General features: G+C 46.2%; 20 protein-coding genes. 12 read left to right on the plus strand and 8 right to left on the minus strand.

Features of this window, described 5'->3' with window-relative positions:
* Nucleotides 1–284: 284 nt before the first annotated feature.
* A complete protein-coding gene (locus tag ACBR23_RS24885; RefSeq protein ID WP_371118230.1) occupies nucleotides 285–419 on the minus strand; it encodes a hypothetical protein in 135 nt (44 codons plus the stop codon).
* A gap of 19 nt (nucleotides 420–438) precedes the next feature.
* Nucleotides 439–591 (minus strand): hypothetical protein, encoded by a 153-nt coding sequence (locus ACBR23_RS24890; RefSeq protein WP_340524523.1) that lies wholly within the window; start codon nucleotides 589–591, stop codon nucleotides 439–441.
* Between ACBR23_RS24890 and hflX the strand changes: the two genes are divergently transcribed.
* Nucleotides 562–2,199, plus strand: coding sequence for a GTPase HflX (hflX, locus tag ACBR23_RS24895; RefSeq protein WP_371118231.1), 1,638 nt, complete (start codon nucleotides 562–564; stop codon nucleotides 2,197–2,199). The two genes, ACBR23_RS24890 and hflX, sit on opposite strands and share 30 nt — an antisense overlap.
* 605 nt (nucleotides 2,200–2,804) lie before the next feature.
* Here hflX and ACBR23_RS24900 read toward each other — a convergent pair.
* Nucleotides 2,805–3,005 (minus strand): hypothetical protein, encoded by a 201-nt coding sequence (locus tag ACBR23_RS24900; protein ID WP_371125700.1) that lies wholly within the window; start codon nucleotides 3,003–3,005, stop codon nucleotides 2,805–2,807.
* Between the two features lie 38 nt (nucleotides 3,006–3,043).
* Here ACBR23_RS24900 and ACBR23_RS24905 point away from each other — a divergent pair, with 38 nt between their 5' ends.
* The 11 genes from ACBR23_RS24905 to ACBR23_RS24955 all read left to right on the plus strand — a co-directional run bounded on the left by ACBR23_RS24905 (nucleotide 3,044) and on the right by ACBR23_RS24955 (nucleotide 16,775).
* Nucleotides 3,044–3,277, plus strand: coding sequence for a PEP-CTERM sorting domain-containing protein (locus ACBR23_RS24905; protein WP_341735281.1), 234 nt, complete (start codon nucleotides 3,044–3,046; stop codon nucleotides 3,275–3,277).
* Between the two features lie 192 nt (nucleotides 3,278–3,469).
* Nucleotides 3,470–3,730: a glutaredoxin 3 gene (grxC, locus tag ACBR23_RS24910; protein ID WP_341735280.1), complete on the plus strand. Its 261-nt coding sequence runs from the start codon at nucleotides 3,470–3,472 to the stop codon at nucleotides 3,728–3,730.
* Between the two features lie 54 nt (nucleotides 3,731–3,784).
* On the plus strand, nucleotides 3,785–4,744 hold the full coding sequence (gshB, locus tag ACBR23_RS24915) for a glutathione synthase (protein WP_371120711.1): 960 nt from the start codon (nucleotides 3,785–3,787) through the stop codon (nucleotides 4,742–4,744).
* A gap of 164 nt (nucleotides 4,745–4,908) precedes the next feature.
* On the plus strand, nucleotides 4,909–6,045 hold the full coding sequence (locus tag ACBR23_RS24920; RefSeq protein ID WP_371120710.1) for a Gfo/Idh/MocA family protein: 1,137 nt from the start codon (nucleotides 4,909–4,911) through the stop codon (nucleotides 6,043–6,045).
* Between the two features lie 30 nt (nucleotides 6,046–6,075).
* Complete coding sequence (locus tag ACBR23_RS24925; protein WP_371120709.1) at nucleotides 6,076–8,868, plus strand: tetratricopeptide repeat protein; 2,793 nt, start codon at nucleotides 6,076–6,078, stop codon at nucleotides 8,866–8,868.
* Between the two features lie 6 nt (nucleotides 8,869–8,874).
* Nucleotides 8,875–9,306 carry a hypothetical protein gene (locus ACBR23_RS24930; protein WP_371120708.1) on the plus strand — a complete coding sequence of 144 codons (432 nt, stop codon included), beginning with the start codon at nucleotides 8,875–8,877 and terminating at the stop codon, nucleotides 9,304–9,306.
* 309 nt (nucleotides 9,307–9,615) lie between these two features.
* Nucleotides 9,616–10,896, plus strand: a complete 1,281-nt coding sequence (locus tag ACBR23_RS24935; RefSeq protein WP_371120707.1) for a hypothetical protein — start codon at nucleotides 9,616–9,618, stop codon at nucleotides 10,894–10,896.
* Between the two features lie 163 nt (nucleotides 10,897–11,059).
* Entirely contained in the window at nucleotides 11,060–12,871 is a 1,812-nt protein-coding gene (locus tag ACBR23_RS24940; protein ID WP_371117963.1) for a CHAT domain-containing protein, read from the plus strand.
* Nucleotides 12,872–13,054: 183 nt separating this feature from the next.
* Complete coding sequence (locus ACBR23_RS24945) at nucleotides 13,055–13,636, plus strand: hypothetical protein (RefSeq protein ID WP_371117964.1); 582 nt, start codon at nucleotides 13,055–13,057, stop codon at nucleotides 13,634–13,636.
* Nucleotides 13,637–13,798: 162 nt separating this feature from the next.
* Nucleotides 13,799–16,240, plus strand: a complete 2,442-nt coding sequence (locus ACBR23_RS24950; protein ID WP_371117965.1) for a glycosyltransferase family 2 protein — start codon at nucleotides 13,799–13,801, stop codon at nucleotides 16,238–16,240.
* Nucleotides 16,241–16,385: 145 nt separating this feature from the next.
* Entirely contained in the window at nucleotides 16,386–16,775 is a 390-nt protein-coding gene (locus ACBR23_RS24955; RefSeq protein ID WP_371117966.1) for a hypothetical protein, read from the plus strand.
* Nucleotides 16,776–16,937: 162 nt separating this feature from the next.
* Here the strand turns inward: ACBR23_RS24955 and ACBR23_RS24960 are convergent, their stop codons facing one another.
* From ACBR23_RS24960 to ACBR23_RS24980, 5 genes are all read right to left on the minus strand, one after another.
* Nucleotides 16,938–17,126 (minus strand): hypothetical protein, encoded by a 189-nt coding sequence (locus ACBR23_RS24960; protein ID WP_371117967.1) that lies wholly within the window; start codon nucleotides 17,124–17,126, stop codon nucleotides 16,938–16,940.
* A gap of 286 nt (nucleotides 17,127–17,412) precedes the next feature.
* A complete protein-coding gene (locus ACBR23_RS24965; RefSeq protein ID WP_371125701.1) occupies nucleotides 17,413–22,650 on the minus strand; it encodes an Ig-like domain-containing protein in 5,238 nt (1,745 codons plus the stop codon).
* Between the two features lie 124 nt (nucleotides 22,651–22,774).
* Nucleotides 22,775–23,122, minus strand: coding sequence for a type II toxin-antitoxin system PemK/MazF family toxin (locus ACBR23_RS24970; RefSeq protein WP_371117474.1), 348 nt, complete (start codon nucleotides 23,120–23,122; stop codon nucleotides 22,775–22,777).
* Nucleotides 23,119–23,349 (minus strand): hypothetical protein, encoded by a 231-nt coding sequence (locus tag ACBR23_RS24975; protein WP_371117475.1) that lies wholly within the window; start codon nucleotides 23,347–23,349, stop codon nucleotides 23,119–23,121. The genes ACBR23_RS24970 and ACBR23_RS24975 overlap by 4 nt, the downstream gene beginning before the upstream one ends.
* Nucleotides 23,350–23,428: 79 nt before the next feature.
* On the minus strand, nucleotides 23,429–25,113 hold a 1,685-nt coding region (locus ACBR23_RS24980), incomplete at its 5' end, for a CHAT domain-containing protein (RefSeq protein WP_371125702.1).

Genomic DNA, 25,113 nt, shown 5'->3' on the forward strand with positions numbered 1-25,113 from the left:
CGAAAAGTAGCGGCAACTTTGGGGCTTTGTCTCAAAGAAGTCAGTAGAGGTGCTTTGTTAACGCCTTTGAAAGTCCCTTTGTGGTCTTAATCAAGAATCCCCCCGATTCATCGGTGGGGAGTATCAAAAACAAATTATCCTGCTCGGCCAGGACTCCTATAAAATCCTCTCTTCAGCGGAATTATTAAACACTCTCTTCTCTTCCTTCGCGTCCTACCCTACGGGAACGGCTTCGCCGAACGCGCCTTCGCGGTTAAATCATTCCGATACAACCGGAAGTGGTATCATTTCACTTCCAAGTGCCCGTTTTCCCGATCGCCCACCATCCTCCACCATCCTACACAGAACACGATCGCCCTTAGCATCATTAAAATAATTAGATAAACACAGCGATCGGGAGAAAAAGTTATCGAAACCATCTACGGCAATCTTCAAGGTTTAAAGTCCAGTCAGCTTAAACAACTCGAAAAGCTTTACCACCAGAGACTTCCAGGCGATCGCCTGACCACGACAGAATTTGCCCAGCGCCTCGCCGCCATCAGCACCGAAATAGACAAACCCATCTGCACCTACATCAATCGTCGCGGACAAGTAATTCGCGTCGGTGTCGGTACTCCCCGCCAAACCCAGATTCCGCCCCTAGAATTGCCCCGCTACGGCGGAGGTCGTCTCAGCGGCATTCGCTGCATCGCCACTCACCTGAAGCCAGAAATACCAAGCGAAGCAGCCCTGACAGCTATGGCAATTCAGCGCTTGGATGCCCTAGTGTGGCTGACTTTGACAGGGGGAGGATTTCAGCGACGGGGTGGGGGTGCAACAGGTTACATCCAAGAAACCTATCTAGCTCACCTGATACCTCAAAAAGACCAAGCAACTTTTGATTTTTCAGTATTGACTTCTGAGTTAGAAGAAGGTTCAAATCCGGTAGAAAAACCATCTATTGAAAACTCACAAATCAAAACTCAACACTTTCCCTGGAAAGTGTCTGAACCTCAGAATTTGGATTACCTCAGCAACCAAGATTTTCTGGATTTAGTAGAAGGACTCGAAGCGGATTTTGAAAGGGAATTTGTCGCCAGACAAGTTGATGCCGATCAAGATAAAGTGCTGCTAGTAGGTGTCATGACTCAGGAAATTACCCTGCTAGATTTTGAGGATGGACTAGCAGAAATCACCAGGCTAGTTGACAGTGCAGGGGGTCAGGTACTGCAAACAGTGCGCCAAAAGCGATCGCGCCCCCATCCTCAAACCGTTGTAGGTGAAGGCAAAGTTCAGGAGATTTCTCTGACGGCTCAGACAATTAGCGCTAACCTCGTAGTATTCGATCGCGACCTTTCCCCCGCACAAATACGGAACCTAGAAACTCAAATCGGTATTCGCGTAGTCGATCGCACAGAAGTAATACTCGACATTTTCGCCCAAAGAGCGCGATCGAGCGAAGGTCAATTGCAAGTGGAACTAGCTCAACTGCAATACAGCCTACCCAGACTCAGAGGTCGGGGTCAAGCCATGTCCAGACAAGGTGGCGGCATCGGTACCAGAGGGCCTGGGGAAACCAAACTGGAAACAGAACGACGGACAATCGCCAAACGCATTGCTCGATTGCAGCAAGAAGTCAATCAACTACTAGCCCACCGCTTCCGACTGCGACAAAATCGCCACCACCACGAAGTACCCTCCGTCGCCATCGTCGGCTACACCAACGCCGGCAAATCGACTCTGCTCAACCTGCTCACCAATTCCGAAGTGTACGCCGCGGACCAGTTATTTGCTACCCTCGACCCCACCACCCGACGGCTAACCATTAAGAGTTCCGTCCCTGGGGAAATGCTGTCCATCGTCCTGACAGATACAGTGGGCTTTATTCGGGAACTACCCCCCGCCTTGATCGATGCTTTTCGCGCCACCCTCGAAGAAGTGACTGATGCCGATGCTTTGCTGCACGTAGTCGATCTCTCTCATCCAGCGTGGCAAAGCCAAATTCGATCGGTCATGAATATTTTGACAGATATGCCTGTCACCCCTGGGCCAGCCCTTGTAGCCTTCAACAAAATCGACGCAGTAGATGAGGAGACCCTCGCCCTAGCGCGAGAAGAGTTTCCCCAAGCCGTATTTATTTCGGCGGCCAAAGGTCTGGGCCTGGAAACACTCCGCGAGCGACTAGCTCAGCTCATTCAATACGCCCTCTGCCTGCGGTAAATACTTAAAGATGAGTTTTAAGTAGTTGACAACCGTCAAAATACTTACATATACTGAGATAAAACCCTAAGTGATTGTAAGACTATGGAATGGTAGTCAAAGTGGGTTATTGCAAAGTACAATGTAGTTGAGTGAGTTGTCCCCCACCTAAATCATTACTTTGAGGAGGCACTATTCCAGGTAAAAATACTCTTTGCTGATGGCGGTAATAGCTGTTAGTCAATCAAAATTTCCAAAAAAATGTGGCAAAGCGGCGTAAATCACAAATTGTTGACAGAATGTGAAATAAAATAAAGTTATTCTAGTTTTGGGCGATCGGCTCAAACACTAAAGAGACCTTTACAAGCGCCCGCTTGCTCCCAAGTCAAGTTATTCTAATAGCATCAAATCTGTTGTCCACACAGTGCCTATATCGAGCACTACTTGCATCATCCGATATGATCCGATTTTACCACTGTTTAACTAAATAGTTATGTGTACGCTCCTGGCAAAACTAAAAATTGGACTCTCTGCCACAGTCGCGACAGGGTTCTACTACCTAGCTGCGGCTCCTCCGGCGACCGCAGTAGACGTGTGCGGGCCGGGAAATTTTTCTAGTGCCTGCGTCACCCCCGCACCAGACACAGCAACAACAGCCTCACCAGCACCGATACCAGACCGAAGCGTTGCCTCACCAGCACCGACACCAGACCCAATCGTTGCCTCACCAAGCCCAAGCCTAAGCCCAAGCCCAAGCCCAAGCCTAAGCCCAAGCCCAAGCCCAAGCCTAAGCCCAAGCCCAAGCCCAAGCCCAAGCCCAAGCCCATCACCAGCAGCAGTAGTTACACCAGACCCGATACCACTATTGACAGAGCCAACACCATTAGCATCACCATCACCAGCAGCGATAGTCCCGTCAGTGTCAACACCAGCACCGATACAGAGTCCGGTGCCGACTTTTAACATATACACAGCCACACCCGTGAGAAGCTCAACTTCTATTCCAGAACCCGGTAGTGTAATTGCACTGCTTCTGACTGGTGCAGGAGTCGTGACTTCGCTCAAAAAACGAAATAAACAAGTTGGTCAGCAGCGCTAGGCTGGTGCAAGGCGCTGCTTGTCTAAAAAATGTCTCCGTTCCTTGAAGCACGGGTGATTTTTTGTTTTTAGGGGGATCGCAAAAAAAGTATAAAAAATCACATTACGACAGTAGCGCGGAAAATATTATATAAAAATTTAAATAAGATTTGTTAAAATTAGTTCAAGAATATAGTGATGGTGGAAAAATCCGATGTCCCCTAACGTAGAAATTTACACTTGGAGAACCTGCCCGTTTTGCATTCGCGCCAAAGCATTGCTGAAGCGCAAAGGGGTGGAGTTTACAGAGTACGCGATCGACGGAGATGAAGCAGCACGAGCTAAAATGAGCGATCGAGCTAACGGACGCCGCTCTTTACCCCAGATATTCATCAACGACGAACACATAGGTGGCTGCGACGATATCCACGAACTAGAAGATATGGGCCAGCTAGACACCATGCTAGGAAAATAAACATTATTTTCATACGAAATTTGACTCAAACCAATTCATAAGTGCCAACTGACAATGAAATTTGCATTCATCATCGATCCCCTCGACAGGCTAATTCCAGGCCATGATAGCAGCGTAGCACTGATGGAAGCAGCCCAAACTTTGGGTCACGAAGTCTGGGTGACTCAAGCCAACGAGTTAAGCGTCATCGGTGGTAAAACCTGGGGAATGCTGAGTTCGGTGACACTAACCCCAGTAAATTTGGTAGAGGGACGTTGGGTGGCGGCTGAGGTTTGGTACGAGGTAGAAGCACCAACTTTGCAGCCTCTAGAAGCAATGGACGCAGTATTTATGCGTACCGATCCCCCAGTGAATGTGCCTTACCTCTACGCTACTTACCTGCTTGACTACATCGATCCTGCTAAAACTTTGGTAGTGAACAGTCCAAAAGGATTGCGGGATGCCAATGAAAAAATGTACGCTTTGCAATTTGAAGGAGCGATCCCAGAAACAATTGTCTCTCAAAGTAAACAGGTAATTCGGCAATTTGTGGAGAAAAAAGGAGCAGCAGTGCTCAAACCTTTGGGTGGAAAAGCTGGGGAAGGAATTTTATTTTTGGAAAAGGGCGATCGCAACCTCAACTCCCTGGTGGAAATTAGCACTCACCAAGGTACTGTTCCAGTAATGGTTCAGACTTATCTGCCGGAAGCAAAAGAAGGAGACAAACGGATTATATTATTGAACGGTAAGCCGATCGGTGCAATCAACCGCATTCCCACCGGCAATGAATTTCGTGGCAACATGGCCGTGGGTGGCAGAGTCGCAAAAACCGAAATTAGCGATCGCGAACTGCAAATTTGTAGTCAGTTAGCACCAGTGCTACAACGGGACGGATTGTACTTTGTGGGAATTGATATTATTGGCGGTTATCTCACTGAAGTTAATGTCACGAGTCCTACAGGGATCAGAGAAATCGACTTGTTTAATGGGGTGAGTTTGGGCAAAGAAGTAATAGAATGGGTAGTAAGTCATTAGTTATTAGTCATTAGTCATTAGTCAGTAGTCATTAGTCATTAGTTATTAGTTATTGGTTACTGGTTATTTACTACTAATTAGCAATGCCCAATTCCCAATTCCCAATTCCCAATTCCCGATGCCCGATGCCCAATTCCCCATTCCCAATTCCCAACTATTAAATTATGTCTAAAATTGGCGTTGCAGTAGTCGGTACAGGTTTCGGTCAAAAAATTCACATTCCCGGATTCCAAGCCCATCACCGCACAGAAGTTGTGGCTGTTTACCACCGGAACTTAGACAAAGCTCAGGCGATCGCCTCTAGCCAGAATATCCCCTATGCTTGCAACTCTATAGAAGACATAATTGCCATCCCAGAAGTAGCAGCAGTCAGCATTTCTACCCCGCCATTTCTGCATTTTGAAATGGCAAAAAAAGTCTTGGCAGCAGGGAAACACTTATTGCTAGAAAAACCCACCGCCCTCACAGCAAATGAAGCTAGAGAACTCTACAAATTGACCAATAAATCTCAAACAAACCCAGAATCCCCAAGTGCTAAAACAATCGCAACCATGGATTTTGAGTTTCGCTTCATCCCCTCTTGGCAAATGCTAGCCGAATTATTAGCAACAGGATATGTGGGAGAAAAACGTTTAATTAAAATAGACTGGCTGGTATCGGGCCGTGCTGACGCTAATCGCCCTTGGAACTGGTACTCGCAAAAAGATAAAGGGGGCGGAGTTTTGGGCGCTACAGGTTCCCATGTCTTTGATTATATTAACTGGCTGTTCGGTCCAGTGAAGAGGCTTTCTGGACAACTAATCACAGGAATTTCGGCGCGCCCCGATCCTGATGAATTAGGAAAATTAAAACCAGTAGATGCAGATGATTCTTGCACTTTGATGCTGGAATTAGCAGACGGCACCCCTTGTCAAGTTTGCTTGAGTTCTGTTACCTATCAAGGGCGGGGACACTGGGTGGAGATTTACGGAAGTAAGGGGACTTTAGTTTTGGGAAGCGACAACCAGCAAGATTATGTCCACGGATTTCGCCTGTGGGGTTCCCAAGGCCCAGAACCTTTAGCTGAAATCAAAATTCCTCAAAGATTGGAGTTTCCTCAAGTTTATCCAGACGGTAGAATTGCACCGTTTATTAGAGTAGTAGATAAGTGGGTAGAAGCAATTGATGGGGGTGAATCTTTGATACCGTCTCTGAGGGAAGGGGTTTACTCGCAGTTGTTGATGGATTTGACTCAGGAGTCTCATGCGACGGGAACTTGGGTTGATATACCGAATTTTGATAAATTTTTGAGTGGTAAGTAAGTCAACAGTCAACTGTCAACTATAAAACCAATGTTCCGACAAATTTGGCAACGCATCCTCAACCTGTGGCGGCAAATTCAGCGGCGATTCCGCAAACAACCAGCACCGCCACCGCCCAAGCCAACTCCGATTCGCTCTTTTGGGGAATACGAACAGAAATTCATGGCACTGTTAGAGGGTGTTGCAGAAGGCTGGAGTCGCGGCGAAATTAAAGGCTTTTTAATCGGTAGCAAAATCAATGATGCTGAGTGGGTAAACTGGCTGCAAGAATTTGGAGAAAGGTTGCTGGTATCGCCGGAAACGTATTTAGAATTGGGTGGGCGGATGGTGCGGCTGGGTGAGATGAATTGCGGGAGAATTAGTCAGGTTGCTGGGAAGATTGGTAGGGAATTGTTGCCACCCGTAAAAGCCAAAGAAACCGGGTTTTCTCCTGTTTCTGGGGGTGATAACGAAGTATTTCCGCCACAAACCCCGGTTTCTGGCAACCCGCACCCAAGCCCTAATGGAGAAGTCAGTCAAGAGGCACAAGAATTATATAACGAAGGAATCGATCGCTATTATGCAGGAGATTTAGGAGGGGCGATCGCAGCCTACGAGAAAGCCTTAGAAATTGACCCCAAATACCACTATGCCTGGAACGGGCTGGGCAATGCCCTAAATGATTTGGGCCGCAACAGTGAGGCGATCGCAGCCTACGAGAAAGCCTTAGAAATTGACCCCAAATACCACTATGCCTGGAACGGGCTGGGCAATGCCCTAAATGATTTGGGCTGCAACATTAAGGCGATCGCAGCCTTCGAGAAAGCCTTAGAAATTGATCCCAAATCCCACATTCCCTGGAACGGGCTGGGCATTACCCTAAATGATTTGGGTCGCTACAGTGAGGCGATCGCAGCCTTCAAGAAAGCCTTAGAAATTGACCCCAAATACCACCATACCTGGAACGGGCTGGGCATTACCCTAAAATATTTGGGTCGCTACAGTGAGGCGATCGCAGCCTTCGATAAAGCCTTAGAAATTACAGGCGATCAATTATGGAAAGCTTGGGCCAATCGAGGTTGGGCATTTTTCTACTCCGGGCCCTACATTGAAGCCATTCAAAACTGGGATGAAGGCTTACAGAAATATCTCCCCAGCAACCGCGACTATCGCCTCGCTTGCGGCCAATTGCAACAGCAAAAAGGCAAGGCACACTACGAACACGGCAAAGAAACATTCACATATTTAGAATCTTTCCACAAAGCCAAAGCCAGCTACGAACAAGCCCGCGAATTTTTGAAATCACCCCTGATTCCAGAAACTTATTTAGAAGTAATGCAAGGCTTAATTACCGTCTGCCGTAGCTTGGGAGATCCCAAAACCAGGGAGTACCTTACCGAAGCTACTACCGTCTTAGAAACCTTACTTTTAGACAATCAAACTCATCCCGAAATCAAACAGCGACTCCAGCGCAAATTTGCCGGACTTTACCAATTAGAAGTCGATATGTTTGTCCAGGCTGGCAAGAAAGCAAATGCACTGGAAAAAGCCGAATCGCGGAAAAACTTCTGCCTGCAATGGATGCGCGCAACTTCACCAAACCGCACCAACAGCCCGACTTATCCCCAAATCCGAGACTTGCTGGCAAACAACACCGCAACCGCGATTATTTACTGGCATCTCAGCCCAGTTTCCCTGACAGCTTTTATCATTACCCTAGACAAGTTTGAAGTTATCGCCACACCAGTCATCGATATATTCGCAAAGCGCAACAGTCAGAGTTTAGAAAAATGGCTGGAAAACTGGAAAACCAACTATCAAAATTACTGCCAAACTACCAGCAAACAGCAAAGCAAAGAATCCCATCCCTGGCGCGAGTCAATGACAGCGCAATTACCACAACTCGCTGACATCCTGAAAATTCCCGAAATTTGTACGCACCTCACCAATATCCAAAACTTAATCTTAATTCCCCACCGCGACTTGCACCTGTTGCCGCTAGATTCCCTGTTTCTGCCTCCCTTTTTCACCGACGCTGTTACTGATACTGGGAAAAATCAAATCCGTTCGATTACCCGCCTCCCCAGCGCCCAAATTGCCATCCAACAGCAACAGCAAAACCCCACGGAAATAGGGACAAATTCACTGGTAATAATAGGCAAAACTGACTATGAATATCCCCCAATAGAAGCAGCAGCCATCAGCCAAATTAACCAAACTCACCGCCCATCCAATGCCACCACTAAAACCGCAATTATTCAAGCCCTAAAAACCAATGGTGGCATCTTTCATTATACAGGTCACGCCTACCACGACACCGAAAAGTCCGAGGCTTCGGCGTTAATGTTAGCCAAAAATGAAGAATTGACATTGACCGACATTTTGCAGTTAAAATTTGTCGATTATTACCTAGTCTGCCTCAGCGCTTGCGAAACTGGTATTACCAAGAAAGGCGAGTTAATCGATGAATTCGTCGGCATAGCCAGTGGCTTTTTGCCGGAGACTAATTATGTGATCAGCACTCTGTGGAGAGCGGAAGAACGTTCTAGCGCCTTCTTAATGATTTATTTCTATCAGTTATGGAAGCAGGGAATCCAGCCACCAGCAGCGCTGCAACAAGCCAAAGATTGGCTCAGAGAACTCACGAATGGTAAGCTAGGTGAGTGGTACGCGGGAGAGTTGTTGCCTTTGCTGAGAAATGCCGAGTTTGACAACAAAGTTGATATTTTATTCTCCTGTGGAATTGATGCCTCAATTCTGCAAGAAAATTTAGCTACAATAGATGAGAAGCCCTACGAGCATCCTTACTACTGGGCTGCTTTTAACATTACCGGGAACGGCTAAACTAACATGACTTCTCAAGAATCTACGTTATCGGGTTCTAATCAGTTTGCACCGAAAGCTTTTTTAATCGCCCTCGCGAGATTTGAAGCACCTCTCTCGCCTGAGTTGATAGCTGAAGTGAATGAAGTAGGCGAGGCTTTGGTGAATGGTGAGTTACAAAAAGCGTCTCAACTTATTAATATAGCTCAAAAAGATGCTGCTTTTTATCAAGATTTCGAGCTGGCTTTTAAGGAGTTGAAGATAATTCACAGCAAGAAAGAGAACGAAAAGAATAAGTATCTGGCTGAGTTGGATGAAAATACTCCGCCGCGCCAGACTGATGATTATAATAATTTTTTAGCCCCTCCTTTGACTAATTCTAATCCGCAGAGTGTGGCGAGGAAGTTGTTGGGGAAGGCTACTGATTTGGTGGAACGGGTTTATCGGTTGAAGCTTTGATCGAATCGATCCCCCCTAGCCCCCCTTAAGAAGGGGGGGACAAGAGTGTTCTCGATATTCTGGTTTGTAAGGGAGGACAAGAGTGTTCTCAAAGTCCCCCTTCTTAAGGGGGATTTAGGGGGATCTAGACTCGACAACAACCGAGATCGATCGCGGTTCTTAGTATCTGCTGTTTGAACCAAAAGTCCTCTCGATCCCCCCTAGCCCCCCTTAAGAAGGGGGGGACAAGAATTTACTCAAAGTCCCCCTTCTTAAGGGGGATTTAGGGGGATCTAGACTAAACAATAAGCGACATTTACAACATATTTTATGCTCAAATTAGTTGACCCTACCCTGAATTTATTTAGCTACACTCTCAAACAAGGGTTGGGTGTCGGCGAACCGGAAACTCGCAAAGTCTATGTCAAATTTTTAGATGGCTTAGCTGAACAACTTCACCAACAACTGACTGTTTCTTTTACCCCGGAACAAAAACAAAAATTTCTGGCGCTACAGGAGAAAACAGTAGCCGATTTACCTTTTACAGGAAATCTCAACAATCATCCAGTCAATGGCCGCTACCGCCGCTGGAATGTTACGGATAATTACCAACTTTTATTTGATGGTTATGTAGATGGTAAGTATGAAAGTACGCAAGTTATTAAACTGATTGAAACTTTGCAATATTTAATTCCTCAACCGCCACAGTTGGAAAATATTGGCAAAACTTGGATGCTTTCGGGGTGGCTGGAATCTGGGACTGATTTGGAAGGGACAGAACTTGCAAAACAGGTTTATAAGTCTTTGTTTGCAAAAGATGGTGTTCCTCAAGGAAGTGGTGAGTTTTTAGGTGGGAAAGTATTTGAGTTTTGGGGTGACAAGATTGAGGATAATGTACAACTTTTGGTGATTTTATATCCCGATGAAGCTGCTTTTCGGGAATGCAGCAATTTTTATGTAAGTTGGCTGGATTTGCTGTGTTTCCGCCATAAAATTATTTGGGCTTATGAGAAAAGTCTAGTTTTAAAAGAACGGTTGGTGAATAATTACAACCAGATTGTGGAGATGAGGAATACTTCTCGGCTGAATCTGCAAAAGCTGATGGAGGCGATGGGGAAATTGTCTGATTTTGCGATCGACCTTAATTACCTGGAGCTGCAATATAGTACAATTAAGGTTAATCTGGAGAAGTATGAGGCTAAGCTGGCTGAAATGAAAACTCTGGCTAGACCTACTGATGATTTACAGTTTTTGCAGGATTTTTGGAACAAGGCTGAACAACACTATCCTAAGCAAATCCAAAAAGATATTGACAATTTCCGTCCTTGTTTGGAAATTTTGCGGAGTTTGACTGATACGATTAGAGGTACGGTTGAGATTCGGAAGGCTGAGAGCGATCGCACTTTTCAGACAATAGTCGGTATAGTCGGAGTCGGACTATCAACTGGTGGCACTGTCGCTTCCGTAGCTTCTGCAACTGCTAATTTTAAAACAGAAATAGCACAATATCCCAAACTCAATTTTGCCATAAATATGGTGCCGATTTTTTTCTCCTGGTTCGGAACTGAGGTTGATTCTGGGATCTGGTATTCTATCAGCATTAGCGGCTAGCTTGGTGACAGCGATAATTATAGGTGTGTGGTTGCGAATTTTCCGGCGTTAGTTTCGGTAATTTAAAATTGAGATGAGTCCTAATTACTCTACCAAGCCCCAAACCCGATAAACTAAATAGATAAACTCGATCGATCCCTATATCCAGAGTCGGTAGTTGTGAATGGCGCGCCCTGAAAGTCCTTGCCTCAGTATAGCGATCGCTCGCCTGAAAGCCGCTGGGGCAAACCATTTTGCTACCTGGGTGCTACAGGCCCCCTATCCCAGCGGTTACGTTCACCACGATTGTATGTGGCCCCCCACCCTATCCCAAGCGTGGCAAGCTTGGCAAGAGATGTTCTCCTCCTCCGGGACAATTCACCAATTGCCCTCAAATTCTGATGGTAGTTTCATGTCTGTGGAACATAGCCAAAAAATACTCGAAACAACCGAAAAACCAAGCCCTTACTCCCTACAGCTACCTCCATCTTCAGGAGTATCCGTCCACGTCCCTCAAAGGGGTGGCGGTGAGAGGGGGGAACCAACTCCACCGCCACAACCGACTAGCTACAGCAGTCGCTTGATGCAGCATTTTGGCATCAATCTTTGGCAGTGGCTGTTTGAAGGACCAATTCAAGGTAGTCTCCAAGAAAGTAAAGGTATCGCGATCGGACAAAATCAACCTCTGCGAGTACGACTAGACTTGCGGGAACCTTATTTAATTGCTTTACCTTGGGAAATTATGCAGCCTCAAGCCGGTCAACCGGCGATTTCTCTGTCCCAGCAATTGCTGTTTAGTCGCACTACCAGCAATGTTGAGCCTTTGGGGCCGCTGCGTCTGGCCGATTCGCTCAATATTTTGTTAGTTTTGGGACAATCAGATCCTGGCAGTGTTGTCAATAGTCAATCTTCTAGCACAAATCATCGTCAGTTGCATTTGGAAAAAGAAGCACTAGCCTTGCGTCTGGTTCTGGAAAATGCTAATAAAACCGACGACAGTGGTAAATACTCCGAGGTTAACGTTCCCACTCACGTCGATACTCTGATCGAACCCACCCCAACAGAATTAATTTCTCGCTTGGAAACACAAGCCTATAACATCTTGTTTTATGCCGGCCACGGGATGCCGGGGCCTGATGGAGGTTTGTTGTTTTTGGGGCCGGACACGATTATTAACGGCACTGAACTGGCTCAAGTTTTAGTGCGGTGCCGCGTGACGTTGGCAGTATTCAATGCCTGCTGGGGAGCTCAGCCGGCCATGGAGACGGTTGATTCTAGCAGTGGCCAGAAACAGGCGATCGCCCGCAGCAGTTTGGCAGAGGTATTGATCCATCATGGGGTGCCGGCGGTGTTGGGGATGCGGGATTCGATCGCCGATCGCGAAGCCCTGAGTTTTATCCAAACTTTCGCCCAAGCTTTGGCTGGAAGGATGTCCATCGATCGGGCTGTGGCGATCGCCAGACAGCAGCTACTGACGCTTTACAAGTTCAATCAACCCGCTTGGACACTGCCGGTGCTGTATATGCACCCGGAGTTCGATGGTCAATTGACTGAACCGGTAGATGACATCAAAACAGAATTGCCTGTAAATTCTGCTACTTGGCTGGGACGTTTGCCCTCCTGTGCTTATTTGCGGGGGCGCGATCGAGAAGACGAAACAGCCCAAAGTTCTAACCCCAATCAGGTTTGGCCAATTCGGGGTGGAATGGTGCGAGTCGGACGTTGGGAAGAAAATGATGTAGTGATTCGAGAACAGTGGGTTTCTCAAAAACACGCGGAAATTTTTTGCCGCAACAATATCGAAGATGGCCGGGAAGAACCTCGCTACTTCCTGCGGGATTTCTCTCGTTATGGCACTCTAGTCTTGGGGGATGAGGGATGGCAAAGGGTTCACCACCAGGAACTGTTGTTGCGATCGGGTACTCAGCTAAAATTTGGCAGTTCTCAAGGTCAGATTTTTGAGTTCACGATCGAGGTGCCAACAACTTCTACCTAAAATTAAATTGATTGCGGAACCAATACAGGTGATAGTGTAGCTAGTTTTAGCAATCGGCGATCGGGACGGCAAAGTTTTAGACATTGAGTCTCAAGTCTAGAGTTAAAAAAAATATTCACAACTCGCAACTCATACTTCCCATTCATCCCGTTCTGTATTTTTTTCCCATTTAGGTATTAAATTATGGCTCCCCAACCTTCTGATTCTCAATATTTTCGCGACTGTGAAACTCAGGTTGAGATGGAACTTCTGGCAACAATTGTTCAGACCGATGTTGCTTATCCCTGGAATCCTGCACAGGTTGAATCAGAATCTTATTTGATGGCTTTAGAGCAAGAATTTGCAATATCCGATTCCTTCAGCGACACGGATATTGCCCAGAAGTCACAATTATTATTCTCGCAATTAGAACAAGTCTGGCTAACCACAACTTTGCAAAAGTCTTTGCGGGATAAATTTGTGAGTTTTCCTCAAGATTTACTCGCCAGCATCGCACAAAGTGTCCAAAATGCCACGGTCAAATATCAATATTTAGCCGACCAAATGGTAGAGTGCGTGTTAGATGTTTTACCTCTGTGGGATGAGGAAGATTTGCAAGTTTTATCCCGTCCTTTGGCCTATGCGATGCGAGATGTTGAAGGGGAAGGGGGAGAATTAGGGATGGTTTTTAGCAAACCTTGGGCAGAATTGTCGGAAATAGAACGGGCTAAATATAGTTTGACTGTGGCGCGCTATGCTATATCGCAATTGGAAGTTTCTGATTGAATGTTATGTAGTTTACGGTTAGACCTGATTTATTTAAGCGCAGAGGACGCTCTTGACGCAGAGGAGGAGAAGGGAGTGCGTTGAAGAAAATTGTGAAAATGTTAAAATGTGTTTACATTGTGTTTGAAAGCTTTTGTAGACTCGATCGGGCATTTCACATTTATGACAAATTCCAGATTTCACCTTCGAGACTTTAAACGCCCCGTGCCGATCGCCACCTTAGTCCTATTAGGGGTAGTGGCTTTCGTAAGTGCGATCGTCGGGGCGTGGTTTTCCCATGAAGGCACTGTCAGCGGTATTTTTGCCCAAATCAATATTTGGCAACAAAACCCGCCTGTGTGGCTCGAAGTGCCTGCTGTCAGCCAGATGTATTTATTACTCCCGACTCTCATCCTAGTCTCAACAGTCTTCGCTGTATTGAAAATTTCGCCTCAGCCCCAGAAATGGTCACAGGCTGTGGTAGTTGCGATAGTTTTGGCTTTAACAATTCGCTACTTTTTGTGGCGATCGCTCGCTACTCTCAATCTCAGCAGTCCCCTCAATGGTATCTTTAGTTTGGGGCTGTTTTTCCTAGAAATGTTAATGGTTTTCACTAGCAGCAGTCTACTTTACTTCACGCTGAGACTGAAAGATCGTGGCAGAGAAGCCGATCGCATGGCAGTTGCCGTTGAGTCAGGATACTTTTCCCCTTCCGTAGATATTTTAATCCCAACCTACAACGAACCAGCCTTTATTTTAAGGCGCACAATCATCGGTTGTCAAGCCTTAGAATATACCAATAAAAAAGTATATTTACTCGATGATACTCAACGTCATGAAATCAAATTATTGGCAAAAGAACTCGGATGCGAATATATAAGCAGACCAGATAATCGCCACGCAAAAGCTGGCAACATAAATCATGCCACAGCTTTAACCAATGGAGAACTCATAGTTGTTTTCGATGCCGATTTTATTCCAACCACCAACTTTTTAACCAGAACTGTAGGATTTTTTCAAAATCCAGAAATTGCCCTTGTTCAAACTCCTCAAAGCTTTTACAATCACGACCCCATCGCCCGCAACCTCGGATTAGAAAACATTGTTACTTCCGAAGAAGAAGTATTTTATCGACAAATTCAACTCCTCAAAGATGGTGCAGAAAGTGTAATTTGTTGTGGCACATCTTTTGTGCTCAGACGCAGCGCTTTAGAATCTGTGGGAGGCTTTGTCACAAATTCCGTTTGCGAAGATTATTTTACGGGAATTCGGCTATCAGCAAGTGGATATAGTTTAGTTTATTTAAATGAAAAATTAAGTGCAGGTTTAGCTGCGGAAAATATAGATGCTCACCTAACTCAAAGATTGCGCTGGGCGCGAGGCACCCTCCAGGCATTTTTTATCGATTCCAATCCTTTAACTATTCCGGGGTTAAAATTGCGACAAAGACTGTCTCACTTGGAAGGATTGGTGCACTGGTTCACCAGTTTAAGTAGAGTTTTATTACTGTTGATGCCTTTGGCTTACTGGTTTTTAGGCATCCTTCCCGTGCGGGCAAATTCCCAGGAATTAGTGTATTTCTTTCTGCCTTATTATTTAGTCCAAATTACGGTGTTTTCTTGGCTAAATTACCGATCGCGGTCGGCTTTACTTTCCGATGTCTACTCCTTTGTCCAGTGTATCCCTTTAGCGATGACGGTGGTGAGTGCCATGCTCAATCCGTTTGGGAAGGGATTTCAGGTGACACCAAAAGGACTTGCTAGCGATCGATTTCATTTTAACTGGAATTTGGGATGGCCTCTGATCGTCTTGTTTGTAGTTACCGCTTGGGGTTTGTGGCAAAATTTAAATATTTATTTATTTCACAATATTGGTAGTGGACAGGAAGTAGCAGCAAGCGCCGATGCATTAAAAGGGATGAGTTTTGGCTGGATTTGGAGCGTTTACAACTTGCTGATGTTGGGGATTGCGCTACTAATTTTGGTGGATATTCCTAAACCAGATATTTACGAATGGTTCAATTTACGCAGGGTTGTACAATTGAATATTGGCGGTAGAACTTTTTGGGGTATAACTACTGTAATTTCGGAAAGTGGTGCGGAAGTTGCTCTGACTCAACAGCCGAGTTTTGGACCCAAAGGTAAAGCTAACAAAAATAGTTTGATTACAGCCGAAAATTTGCCCAAATATGCTGTTAGGGGAAATGTTTCCCAAGGTGCAACATTCAACTCAAGCCAGCCATTCCAGTCAATGCTTGAGTTGGAAACAGAGATTAGTTTTCCTCTAGATTTGATAGATTGTGCATCGGCTACTTTGGAAATTATGGAAGAGCAATGTTTGATTCCTGTGGCTAAGATTGAGTTGGTGAGGGATAAATTATTGCAGTTGGATTCAAGTTTTCAGTCGGCAGAATTTCCGACAGTCCGAATTGCCTTCGATCGCCTAAATATTAACCAACACCGTTGTTTGATTGAAATGCTCTATTGTCGGCCTGGACAGTGGCAAGGGGTGCAAACACCGGGAGAATGGCGATCGCTTTGGTTGTTGTTGAGAATTGCTTTGAAACCACGGGCTATTTTTGAAAGAAATCGACCCGTTAGGGCGATCGCCGTTTCGCAAGTTTAGAAATTAGGACACGGCAGTGCCGTGTCCCTACCCCAAAATAACATTGTAGGGACACGGCACTGCCGTGTCCTCTATATCATCTCGCTCGTGCAACCGGAATTGATATAACATAAAGTTAGTTATTCTTCTAAAAAATTCCGAACCTATGAAACTCAACTCATCTTTGTTTTATAAAGCGGTTTTGGTAGCAAATGTGCTCCTAGCATCTGTCACCACTTTCGGTATCAGTGCTCAAGCCCAGACAAAAAAATCTACTGAGAATTATAAATCTCAATGCAGTTTCTATGGACAGAATCAACCACAAGCACAAACAATAGGCTGTTCAATTAAGCAGAGTCCAAACCAAATTACAATTACCTGGGATGATGGGTTCACAACTAATTTGGTGTTTTCACCAGATGGTATTTGGCAATCAATGCCATCTCGATCTAAAGCAGATATAACATTTTATGTCGGTAGTGGACAAGTATCTAGGGTTGAAATTTACGAAGGCCCTGGTAAAGGCATTCTTGTTGTCAAGCCAGCTTTGAGGTAAGGCAAAAAAACGCGGTTTCTTTGAAAAATAGTCGATCTATCGGAGAGATGACCAAATTTTAGATTTTAAATTTTGGATTTTGGATTGAAGATTCAAAATTCAAAATTTAAAAAAGTCCCAAGCCCCCGAATTTATTCGTGGAATAAATCTAAAATCTAAAATCTAAAATCTAAAATCGAATGACGATCGCGGTTTCGGTGTCGGCGCATTGGGAAGAGTCCGAGTTGGTGGCGGTGGAGTCGGGATATTTGCGCCAGTGCGCCTTGTAAACCACCAGATGCCAGTACCTACGATCGCGATCGTCATCAATAGTGACAAAATAACCACAGGGGTTTTATTTTTTTGAGACATAACAGTCTAATTTTAAACTAGAGCATAAATAATATCGTTTGGTGAGATGCAAAATTTATCGGTATCGCCGACCTCTACACCACGAAAGTCACTACCTGAACTATACTGCAATACGCTTGGGTTAACACTGTTAATTCCCCGGAGATCCCCCTAAATCCCCCACCCCCCCCGCCCACCCCCTACTCCCCCAAGGGGGGAGAGAAGGGGAGTAGGGGTTGACTTTGAGCTTCTTTCTCCCCCCTTTTTAAGGGGGGTTGGGGGGGATCTCCGGGTTTGAAAACACGCGCTAGGGGGGATCGGTCTTATCTAAACCGTATTGAATTATAGTGCTGGCACTGACTCCTTTCAATACAGCTAAATATTCCCCTGTTACCTGATGCTGAATTATAGTATCGGTAATATTTAGACCCGTCCCTTGAGAGATATTTAACTGGTTAAAAGCAAGGGGGCGAATTAAATCAATTTTGTCTTGATTTAGGGTAAAATCAGTAATCACATCGGCAGCGGCTAAGCTTGTTCCACCAGTATCGATCGCGATCGCAAACACATCATTTCCGAATCCGCCTGTGAGAGTGTCGGCACCCATTTCTCCAAATAAGTAGTCATTACCGCCGTCGCCAAACAAGATATCGTCACCATCGCCGCCGTAAATGCGATCGTTTTCCTTACCTCCGTAAATCAAGTCAGTACCGCCATCACCTTGAATAAAGTCAATCCCTTGACCACCAAAAATAATGTCATTGCCATCACCACCGCTGATACCGTCATCCCCTTTTTGTCCGTAAAGCAAGTCATCCCCTGCTTTACCATCAAGATAATCATTACCGGGGCGTGCGTGGATAATGTCGTTTAAAGCCGATCCTGTGATGCGATCGTCCTTATCTGTCAAACCGATTACTGACTTTTGGGACAAGGTTTTGACATCGCCTAAGTTATCGTTATCGCTGATATTGACTGCGAGAGAAATGGCGAGATTATTATACAATGTGTCGGAACTGGTGGTGGCGTGGCTAATTGTGCTGACACGATCGCCCTCAACAACCGCATCGTCAACCGCAGTCACCGTTATCGTTTGGGCGACATTCCAATTGACGGGAGTAAAAGTAAGGGCTGATTGGCTGACAGTAACTTGGGTTCCAGGGGTAATGGCGACGGTGACATTAGCAGTTGGCTGAGTATTTAGTCGCACTTTGTATATATCGTTGCCTAAGCTTTCAAGTACATCGGTACTGCCAAGTGGTTGAATGAGAATGACAGCGGGAGTACCTGGAGTTGGCGTGGGAGTCGGTGTTGGCGTGGGAATCGGTATTGTTGTCGGAGTCGGAGTCGGAGTTGGCGTTGGCGTTGGAGTTGGTGTTGGCGTTGGTGTGGGAGTTGGAGTTGGAGTTGGAGTTGGCGTTGGCGTTGGCGTTGGTGTGGGAGTTGGAGTTGGAGTTGGAGTTGGCGTTGGCGTTGGTGTGGGAGTTGGAGTTGGAGTTGGAGTTGGCGTCGGCGTTGGTGTGGGAGTTGGAGTTGGAGTTGGCGTCGGAGTCGGAGTCAGCGGGGGAGTCGGAGTCGGCGGGGGAGTCGGAGTTGGCGTGGGAGTCGGAGTTGGTGTGGGAGTGGGAGTGGGAGTTGGTGTTGGCGTGGGAGTTGGAGTCGGCGTGGGTGTTGGTGTTGGCGTGGCAATGTTAACAGTAAAACTGCCTAAATTGCTACCTAAAACTTGATTGCCAAAAGTATCTTTTACTTGCGATGCTTGCAAATTAACAACGTAACTACCATTATCTGTATCATCCCAACTTCCCCCAGGCGGAGTCAGCGAATAAGTTGCCGTGCGAGGCGTACCGTTACTGTTAGTATCAACGCTGACAAATGCAGCCGGAATAGCACCACCTAACCAATTTACAACAATATCAGAACTATCTAAACTGCTAACATCAACTCCACTACTATCACTGAAAGTAACTGTCAATATCTGACTTGTACCATCCGCTGTAGTAATGTTAGAAACGGCAGCCAAGCTAGCAGTAGGTGGGGTGATATTAGCAGTACGAGTTAGTTGAGTTGCTGCGGTATTATTATTACTTGCAGTATCCGTAGCTGTTGCCGCAGGTACATCAACTGTGACATTACCATCAGCAGTAGGTGTGACTGTAAAATTATAAGTCGTGCCGCTACCTGTAAAACCGCTAACTGTACCGTTAGTAACATTAATGGCACTGGCACTAAATCCTGTCACATTTTCGCTGAAGGTTGCTGTGACTAAAAATGGTGCATTGATTGTTGTTGCTGAAGTTGATGTTAAGGCAACGGTTGGCGGTGTAATATCAGCAGTGCGAGTCAGTTGAGTGGCCGCGGTATTGTTATTAGTCGCAGTATCATTCGCTTTAGCCGCAGGTACATCAACTGTGACAGCGCCATCAGCATTCGGTGTGACTGTAAAATTATAAGTCGTGCCGCTACCTGTAAAACCGCTAACCGTACCGTTAGTAACATTAATGCCACTCGAACTAAATCCTGTCACATTTTCGCTGAAGGTTGCTGTTACTAAAAATGGTGCATTTATTGTTGTCGGTGAGGCGGATGTTAAGGCAACTGTTGGTGGTGTAATATCAGCAGTGCGAGTCAGTTGAGTGGCGGCGGTATTGTTATTACTCGCTGTATCATTCGCTTTAGCCGCAAGTACATCAACTGTGACAGTGCCATCAGCATTCGGTGTGACTGTAAAATTATAAGTCGTCCCGCTACCTGTAAAACCGCTAACCGTACCGTTAGTAACATTAACGTCACTTGAACTAAATCCTGTCACATTTTCACTGAAAGTGGCTGTGACTAAAAATGGTGCATTTATTGTTGTCGGTGATACGGATGTTAAGGCAACAGTTGGCGGTGTAAAATCAGCAGTACGAACCAGTTGAGTTGCAGCGGTATTGTTATTACTCGCTGTATCATTCGCTTTAGCCGCAAGTACATTAACTGTGACAGTGCCATCAGCAGTGGGAGTGACATCAAAGGTGTAGGTTTTGGCATCAACTGTGACAAAGTTACTGACATTCGCATTGGCGACGGTAATATCAGTATTATCAAACCCGGTGACATTTTCACTGAATGTTGCTGTGACGCTAAATAAACCATTTACTGTTGTTGCTGATGCGGATGTTAAGGCAACGGTTGGCGGTGTAATATCAGCAGTACGAGTCAGTTGAGTTGCAGCGGTATTGCTATTACTCGCTGTATCATTCGCTTTAGCCGCAAGTACATTAACTGTGACAGTGCCATCAGCAGTGGGAGTGACATTAAAGGTGTAGGTTTTGGCATCAACTGTGACAAAGTTACTGACATTCGCATTGGCAATGGTGATATCAGTATTATCAAACCCGGTGACATTTTCACTGAATGTTGCTGTGACGCTAAATAAACTATTTACTGTTGTTAATGATGGGGATGTTAAGACAACTGTGGGTGCAACGCCATCAATAACTATGGCTTTACTACCGCCGAGGGAGTTGGCTGTGGCTAAAGTGGGAAGGGTTAAATCGGCATTCACAGCCAAATTATCTTGAATTGTGCCGCCATTGAGGGTGAGGGCGTTGGTGGCGAGGTATTCTAAGTCGGCAGAGGTGTCGCCTGCTTGCACTACATAGTTAAAGGTGAGGGCTGTAGTGCCACTACCAGAGGCGTAGTTGGCAAATCGGTCAGTTGTGCCGGTTTCTAGTTGGAGTTGGGGTGTGCCGGTGACGGTGACGGCTTGATCGAAAGTGATGGTGATGGCGATGGTGGCACCAATGCCGTAGCTGCCGTCAGCAGTGGTGGCGGTGACAGCAGTAACTTTGATGGTGGTATTGAGCAGGATGGAGACGGTATTGTTGAAGGCAAATAGGTTCGACGTTTCGCTGTTCGCCACAGCTAAGTCAGGTTTTCCATCACCGTTGATGTCGCCGATGCTGACGGATATCGGCTGAAAGCCAGTAGGGAAGTCAACTTTGGTGGCGAAAGTGGGGGTGGTGGCGTTGGTGGCGGTGGTGTTGAGCAGGATGGAGGCGTTGGTGCTGTCCCTGTTCGCCGTTGCTAAGTCAGGTTTGCCGTCGCCGTTGATGTCGCCCATGCTGACTGAGAAGGGGGTAGTGCCAGTTGCGAAGGTGACTTGGGGGGTGAAAGTGGGGGTGGCGGCGAGAGTGGGGGTGGTGTTGAGCAGGATGGAGGCGGTGTCGCTGCCGAAGCCCCCGTTCGCCACAGCTAAGTCAGGTTTGCCGTCGCCGTTGATGTCGCCCATGCTGACGGAGTTGGGTCCAACGCCAGTTGTGAAGTCAACTTTGGTGGCGAAACTGGGGGTGGTGGCGTTGGTGGCGGTGGTGTTGAGCAGGATGGAGACCAGGGTGTTGCTGTCATAGTTCGTCACAGCTAAGTCAGGTTTGCCGTCGCCGTTGATATCGCCCATGCTGACGGAGTTGGGTCCAGCGCCAGTTGTGAAGAAAACAGGGGTGGCGAAACTGGGGGTGGTGGCTCCTATGGGGGTAGTGTTGAGTAGGATGGAGGCGACGTTGCTCAACCGGTTCGCTAAAGCTAAGTCAGGTTTGCCGTCGCCGTTGATGTCGCCGATGCTGACGGAGTAGGGGAAATTGCCAGTTGCGAAGTCAACTTTAGTGGCGAAAGTGGGGGTGGTGGCTCCGGTGGTGGTGGTGTTGAGCAGGATGGAGGCGGTGTTGCTGTCGTAATTCGCCGTTGCTAAGTCTGGTTTCCCGTCACCGTTGAAGTCGCCGATACTGACGGATATCGGCTTAGTGCCAGTTGCGAAGGGAACTTGGGGGGCGAGGCCTAGTACGCCACTGTAGGTTTTGAGGGTGTTGGCGTTAAATGGTATGGGTGTTTCGATGCAGCCTGTTTGTACTTCCAGTTCCCAGTCTCCACCCAGTGCGGCATTGCCGATAAGGTTGGCAGAGGCGGCGATGTCAGCACCAGTTAATTCACTCAGGCGTTGGAGAAATTGGTTAGGTTTTGTGGGCTTAATACCAGTCGGTTTAACACCAGTCCCGCCGGAGGTTAAAACCCCCGTCTGATAGCGAAAGTCCTCGATCGAGGACTGAATAAATGAATTGTCTTGATTGTCTTCAGTCGGTTTCAACCGACTTAAGCTATGAGACAGGGGTTTTAACCCCTGGCGGATTTGGGGAATGTGGGGGATGTCGGGGCTGTCAATTTTCACCGATACATCGGCGACATTACACCCATAAATGAGAATATCGGCACCGATAATTAGTGCTTTTCGCCACTGTTTGAGTTGAGGGCCGAAACTTTCTATATTGCTGCTATTGAGTGTATTTGCACCGAGATGTACCGCACCTGGACTGCCGTGAGAGATAATATGGATTGCTTCTATATTTTGTTCAATTGCTAACCTTTCGGTAATTTGCTCAATGCCATCCCGCGTTTCATCTAGGATAATTACTTCAGCATTTGGGGAAACGCCGCTAATTAAACTCTGGTAATCTTCTACATTTGAGTCAATAAAAACTAGAGTTGAAACAAGTTTTTGCTCTGTCATTATGCGCCCTCTCTACTGTTAAAATTTTAGATGTCTCACTCAAATCGGACTTATGCACTTACTAGCATCTTAGATCAGATCAAGCAAATTACTGCGATCAAAAAATAGGCGCGATCGCTCTTTTTTAAGGTAAGTAACCCAACGTAAACAATACGATATTTTCTAATTGTACCAATATCTCTGGATTAACTTCACCAACTTTATTTCGCAATCTTGTTTTATCCAAAACTCGCATTTGATGACACAATGCAACAGAATCTTGAGCTAATCCTCCCTCACCGCCGGGAATGAAAACAGACGAAGGAAGAGAGGCACGGCGCAGATTAGTTGTGAGAGGAATACTGATCGCAGTAGTAGTATATCTTGAAATAGTATCGTTCTGAAAAATAATTGTGGGACGTACACCAGCCTGTTCGGAACCTTGTGTAGGATCGAAGTTTGCAATCCAGATTTCACCTCGTCTGATTGTCATACTAAATCCTCATGTTTGAGGAGTTCTGCATATTCGCTCATTCCAAGTTCCGCAAGTTGTCGGTCTTCTTCGGCAAATTCGCTGTAGAGTGCAGCTAAGTTAGTTTCATCGATTGCTGGAATAGTAACTAATCTCGCACGGAATTTCAGGAAGGCAATAAATTCAAATACTTGTTGGAGTTGTTTTTGGTCGAGCCTTTCTAACTCTTGTTGGATTAAATCTTTCATGGCAAACATTTTTGTTGTCAAGTTTTCTATATTATAACCCGCTCTCCCTAATCAGATTTTGTTGCAGGATATTTACGCCTTACCAAGGACTCCCAATCATCGTGAAAGCAGACCAATAATAAGGATGGGAGAGGTTTTCATTAGTCAGTTTAGCTAATTCTGGTGGCAATTCTAACTCCTTATTTGAGTTTGACAAAATTAAACGGCCATTTTGAATGCGAACTTGACCTTTGAGCATGGCGATTTGAGCTTGCCGTAAGGCTTCAGCTTTAATCGGCGCGACTTTTAACCGATCGTAAAATTCAGCCATTAATGCTAAAGTACCTTCATCGCTGACGTTCCAAAGACTCGCTAAAACTGACTTCACCCCTGCTTGCACAGCTAACCCCGCAAAACCTAATTCGGTGCCATCATCACCGACAGCAGTTTTGCAAGCGCTCAACACCAATAGCTCAACTTTAGGCGGATCATTCCACCCTAGTTCGCGCACGCGATCCAGTGTTAACCTGCTATCTGATAACTGAATGTAAGAATTGCTTGGTGATCCTGGCTTAAAGTATCCGTGAGTGGCGAGGTGAATAATCCGATAGGGTCTGTCTTTGCGCTGTGACCTCAGATTATTGAGAGTAAAGGTTTGGTTGAGGAAGGATTTGCCTTTCCATTCGGAGGCAATAGCGTTAAGTTCTACGGGCACTGCTAGCAAGGGTGGGTTATTAGTAAATTGTGATGCTCCCATTGCTAAAACTTCAGCATTTTTAACACTTGCATAGCTAGTATCGGTTAAGTTGACGCTGGGAATGAGTCCGATGCTGTACTTTTCTACTAGAAATTGGGAACCGTCATGGAGGGCGGCTAAGGGGAGCAATCGCAACCCTGCATCCATACTAAAAACTAGCGTATCGATGCCCTCAGCTTTCAAATCAGCTTCCAAGGGCGCAATCATCCACTGGTAAAGTTGTTGGGATGCTGGCAAATAGCTATCAGTATTGAGGTTTCTGGGACTAAGGAGTTCAGACCTGAAATTGGCGACGACTTGCATCAAAGCTTCGCGCCGGGCGGCGGGGATGGCTTTGTGAATAGGGATGCCGCTAGGGGGGACTATGATCAGGTCTAATTGTTCAGGGCGGGATAAGGCGTAGATAATGGCTGGTTTTTTACCAGTTTGGCTGGCGATGAGTCTAGTTCTTGCCTGTATGGCGGTAAAAGATTGCAAATCCCGCCTGATTTCCTGGTTGAGGTATGACCCCACTTGTTCGCTATAGAAGATATCGATAAAGAAACTTGCTTGAGGGATATCGCGTTTATCGATCAGTCGTGATATCTCGCTAAGGCTAACTCTACTTAAAGGCGATGCCGTTTGGACAACTTCGCTTACCCAATCGGATCTGTAGTTAACAAGAGATTCAATTCTATTAATGATATTCAAGTTGCCAGATTGGGCGATCGCATTGGTTATTGAAATATCCGGTAATGTCGTTTGTTCTGATATTGGAGATGGCGCGGGTTCCGGTGTTGGTGGTGGTGTTGAAGATGGTGTTGGTTGTGGTGTTGGTTGTGGTGTTGGAGATGGTGTTGAAGATGGTGTTGGTTGTGGTGTTGGTTGTGGTGTTGAAGATGGTGTTGGTTGTGGTGTTGGTTGTGGTGTTGGTTGTGGTGTTGGTTGTGGTGTTGGTTGTGGGGTTGGTTGTGGGGTTGGTTCCGGCGTTGGTTCCGGTGTTGGAGATGGTGTCGGTTGTGGGGTTGGTTCCGGCGTTGGTTCCGGTG

The organism is Microcoleus sp. (genome assembly GCF_041354475.1).
Lineage (GTDB): Bacteria > Cyanobacteriota > Cyanobacteriia > Cyanobacteriales > Microcoleaceae > Microcoleus.

Bases quoted from the DNA above. Each gene is read 5' to 3' on its own strand.
- ACBR23_RS24885 (WP_371118230.1), bottom strand. From the start codon at position 419: ATGGTTTCGATAACTTTTTCTCCCGATCGCTGTGTTTATCTAATTATT.
- ACBR23_RS24900 (WP_371125700.1), bottom strand. From the start codon at position 3,005: ATGGGCTTGGGCTTGGGCTTGGGCTTGGGCTTGGGCTTAGGCTTGGGC.
- grxC (WP_341735280.1), top strand. From the start codon at position 3,470: ATGTCCCCTAACGTAGAAATTTACACTTGGAGAACCTGCCCGTTTTGC.
- gshB (WP_371120711.1), top strand. From the start codon at position 3,785: ATGAAATTTGCATTCATCATCGATCCCCTCGACAGGCTAATTCCAGGC.
- ACBR23_RS24920 (WP_371120710.1), top strand. From the start codon at position 4,909: ATGTCTAAAATTGGCGTTGCAGTAGTCGGTACAGGTTTCGGTCAAAAA.
- ACBR23_RS24925 (WP_371120709.1), top strand. From the start codon at position 6,076: ATGTTCCGACAAATTTGGCAACGCATCCTCAACCTGTGGCGGCAAATT.
- ACBR23_RS24930 (WP_371120708.1), top strand. From the start codon at position 8,875: ATGACTTCTCAAGAATCTACGTTATCGGGTTCTAATCAGTTTGCACCG.
- ACBR23_RS24935 (WP_371120707.1), top strand. From the start codon at position 9,616: ATGCTCAAATTAGTTGACCCTACCCTGAATTTATTTAGCTACACTCTC.
- ACBR23_RS24940 (WP_371117963.1), top strand. From the start codon at position 11,060: ATGGCGCGCCCTGAAAGTCCTTGCCTCAGTATAGCGATCGCTCGCCTG.
- ACBR23_RS24945 (WP_371117964.1), top strand. From the start codon at position 13,055: ATGGCTCCCCAACCTTCTGATTCTCAATATTTTCGCGACTGTGAAACT.
- ACBR23_RS24950 (WP_371117965.1), top strand. From the start codon at position 13,799: ATGACAAATTCCAGATTTCACCTTCGAGACTTTAAACGCCCCGTGCCG.
- ACBR23_RS24955 (WP_371117966.1), top strand. From the start codon at position 16,386: ATGAAACTCAACTCATCTTTGTTTTATAAAGCGGTTTTGGTAGCAAAT.
- ACBR23_RS24960 (WP_371117967.1), bottom strand. From the start codon at position 17,126: ATGTCTCAAAAAAATAAAACCCCTGTGGTTATTTTGTCACTATTGATG.
- ACBR23_RS24965 (WP_371125701.1), bottom strand. From the start codon at position 22,650: ATGACAGAGCAAAAACTTGTTTCAACTCTAGTTTTTATTGACTCAAAT.
- ACBR23_RS24970 (WP_371117474.1), bottom strand. From the start codon at position 23,122: ATGACAATCAGACGAGGTGAAATCTGGATTGCAAACTTCGATCCTACA.
- ACBR23_RS24975 (WP_371117475.1), bottom strand. From the start codon at position 23,349: ATGAAAGATTTAATCCAACAAGAGTTAGAAAGGCTCGACCAAAAACAA.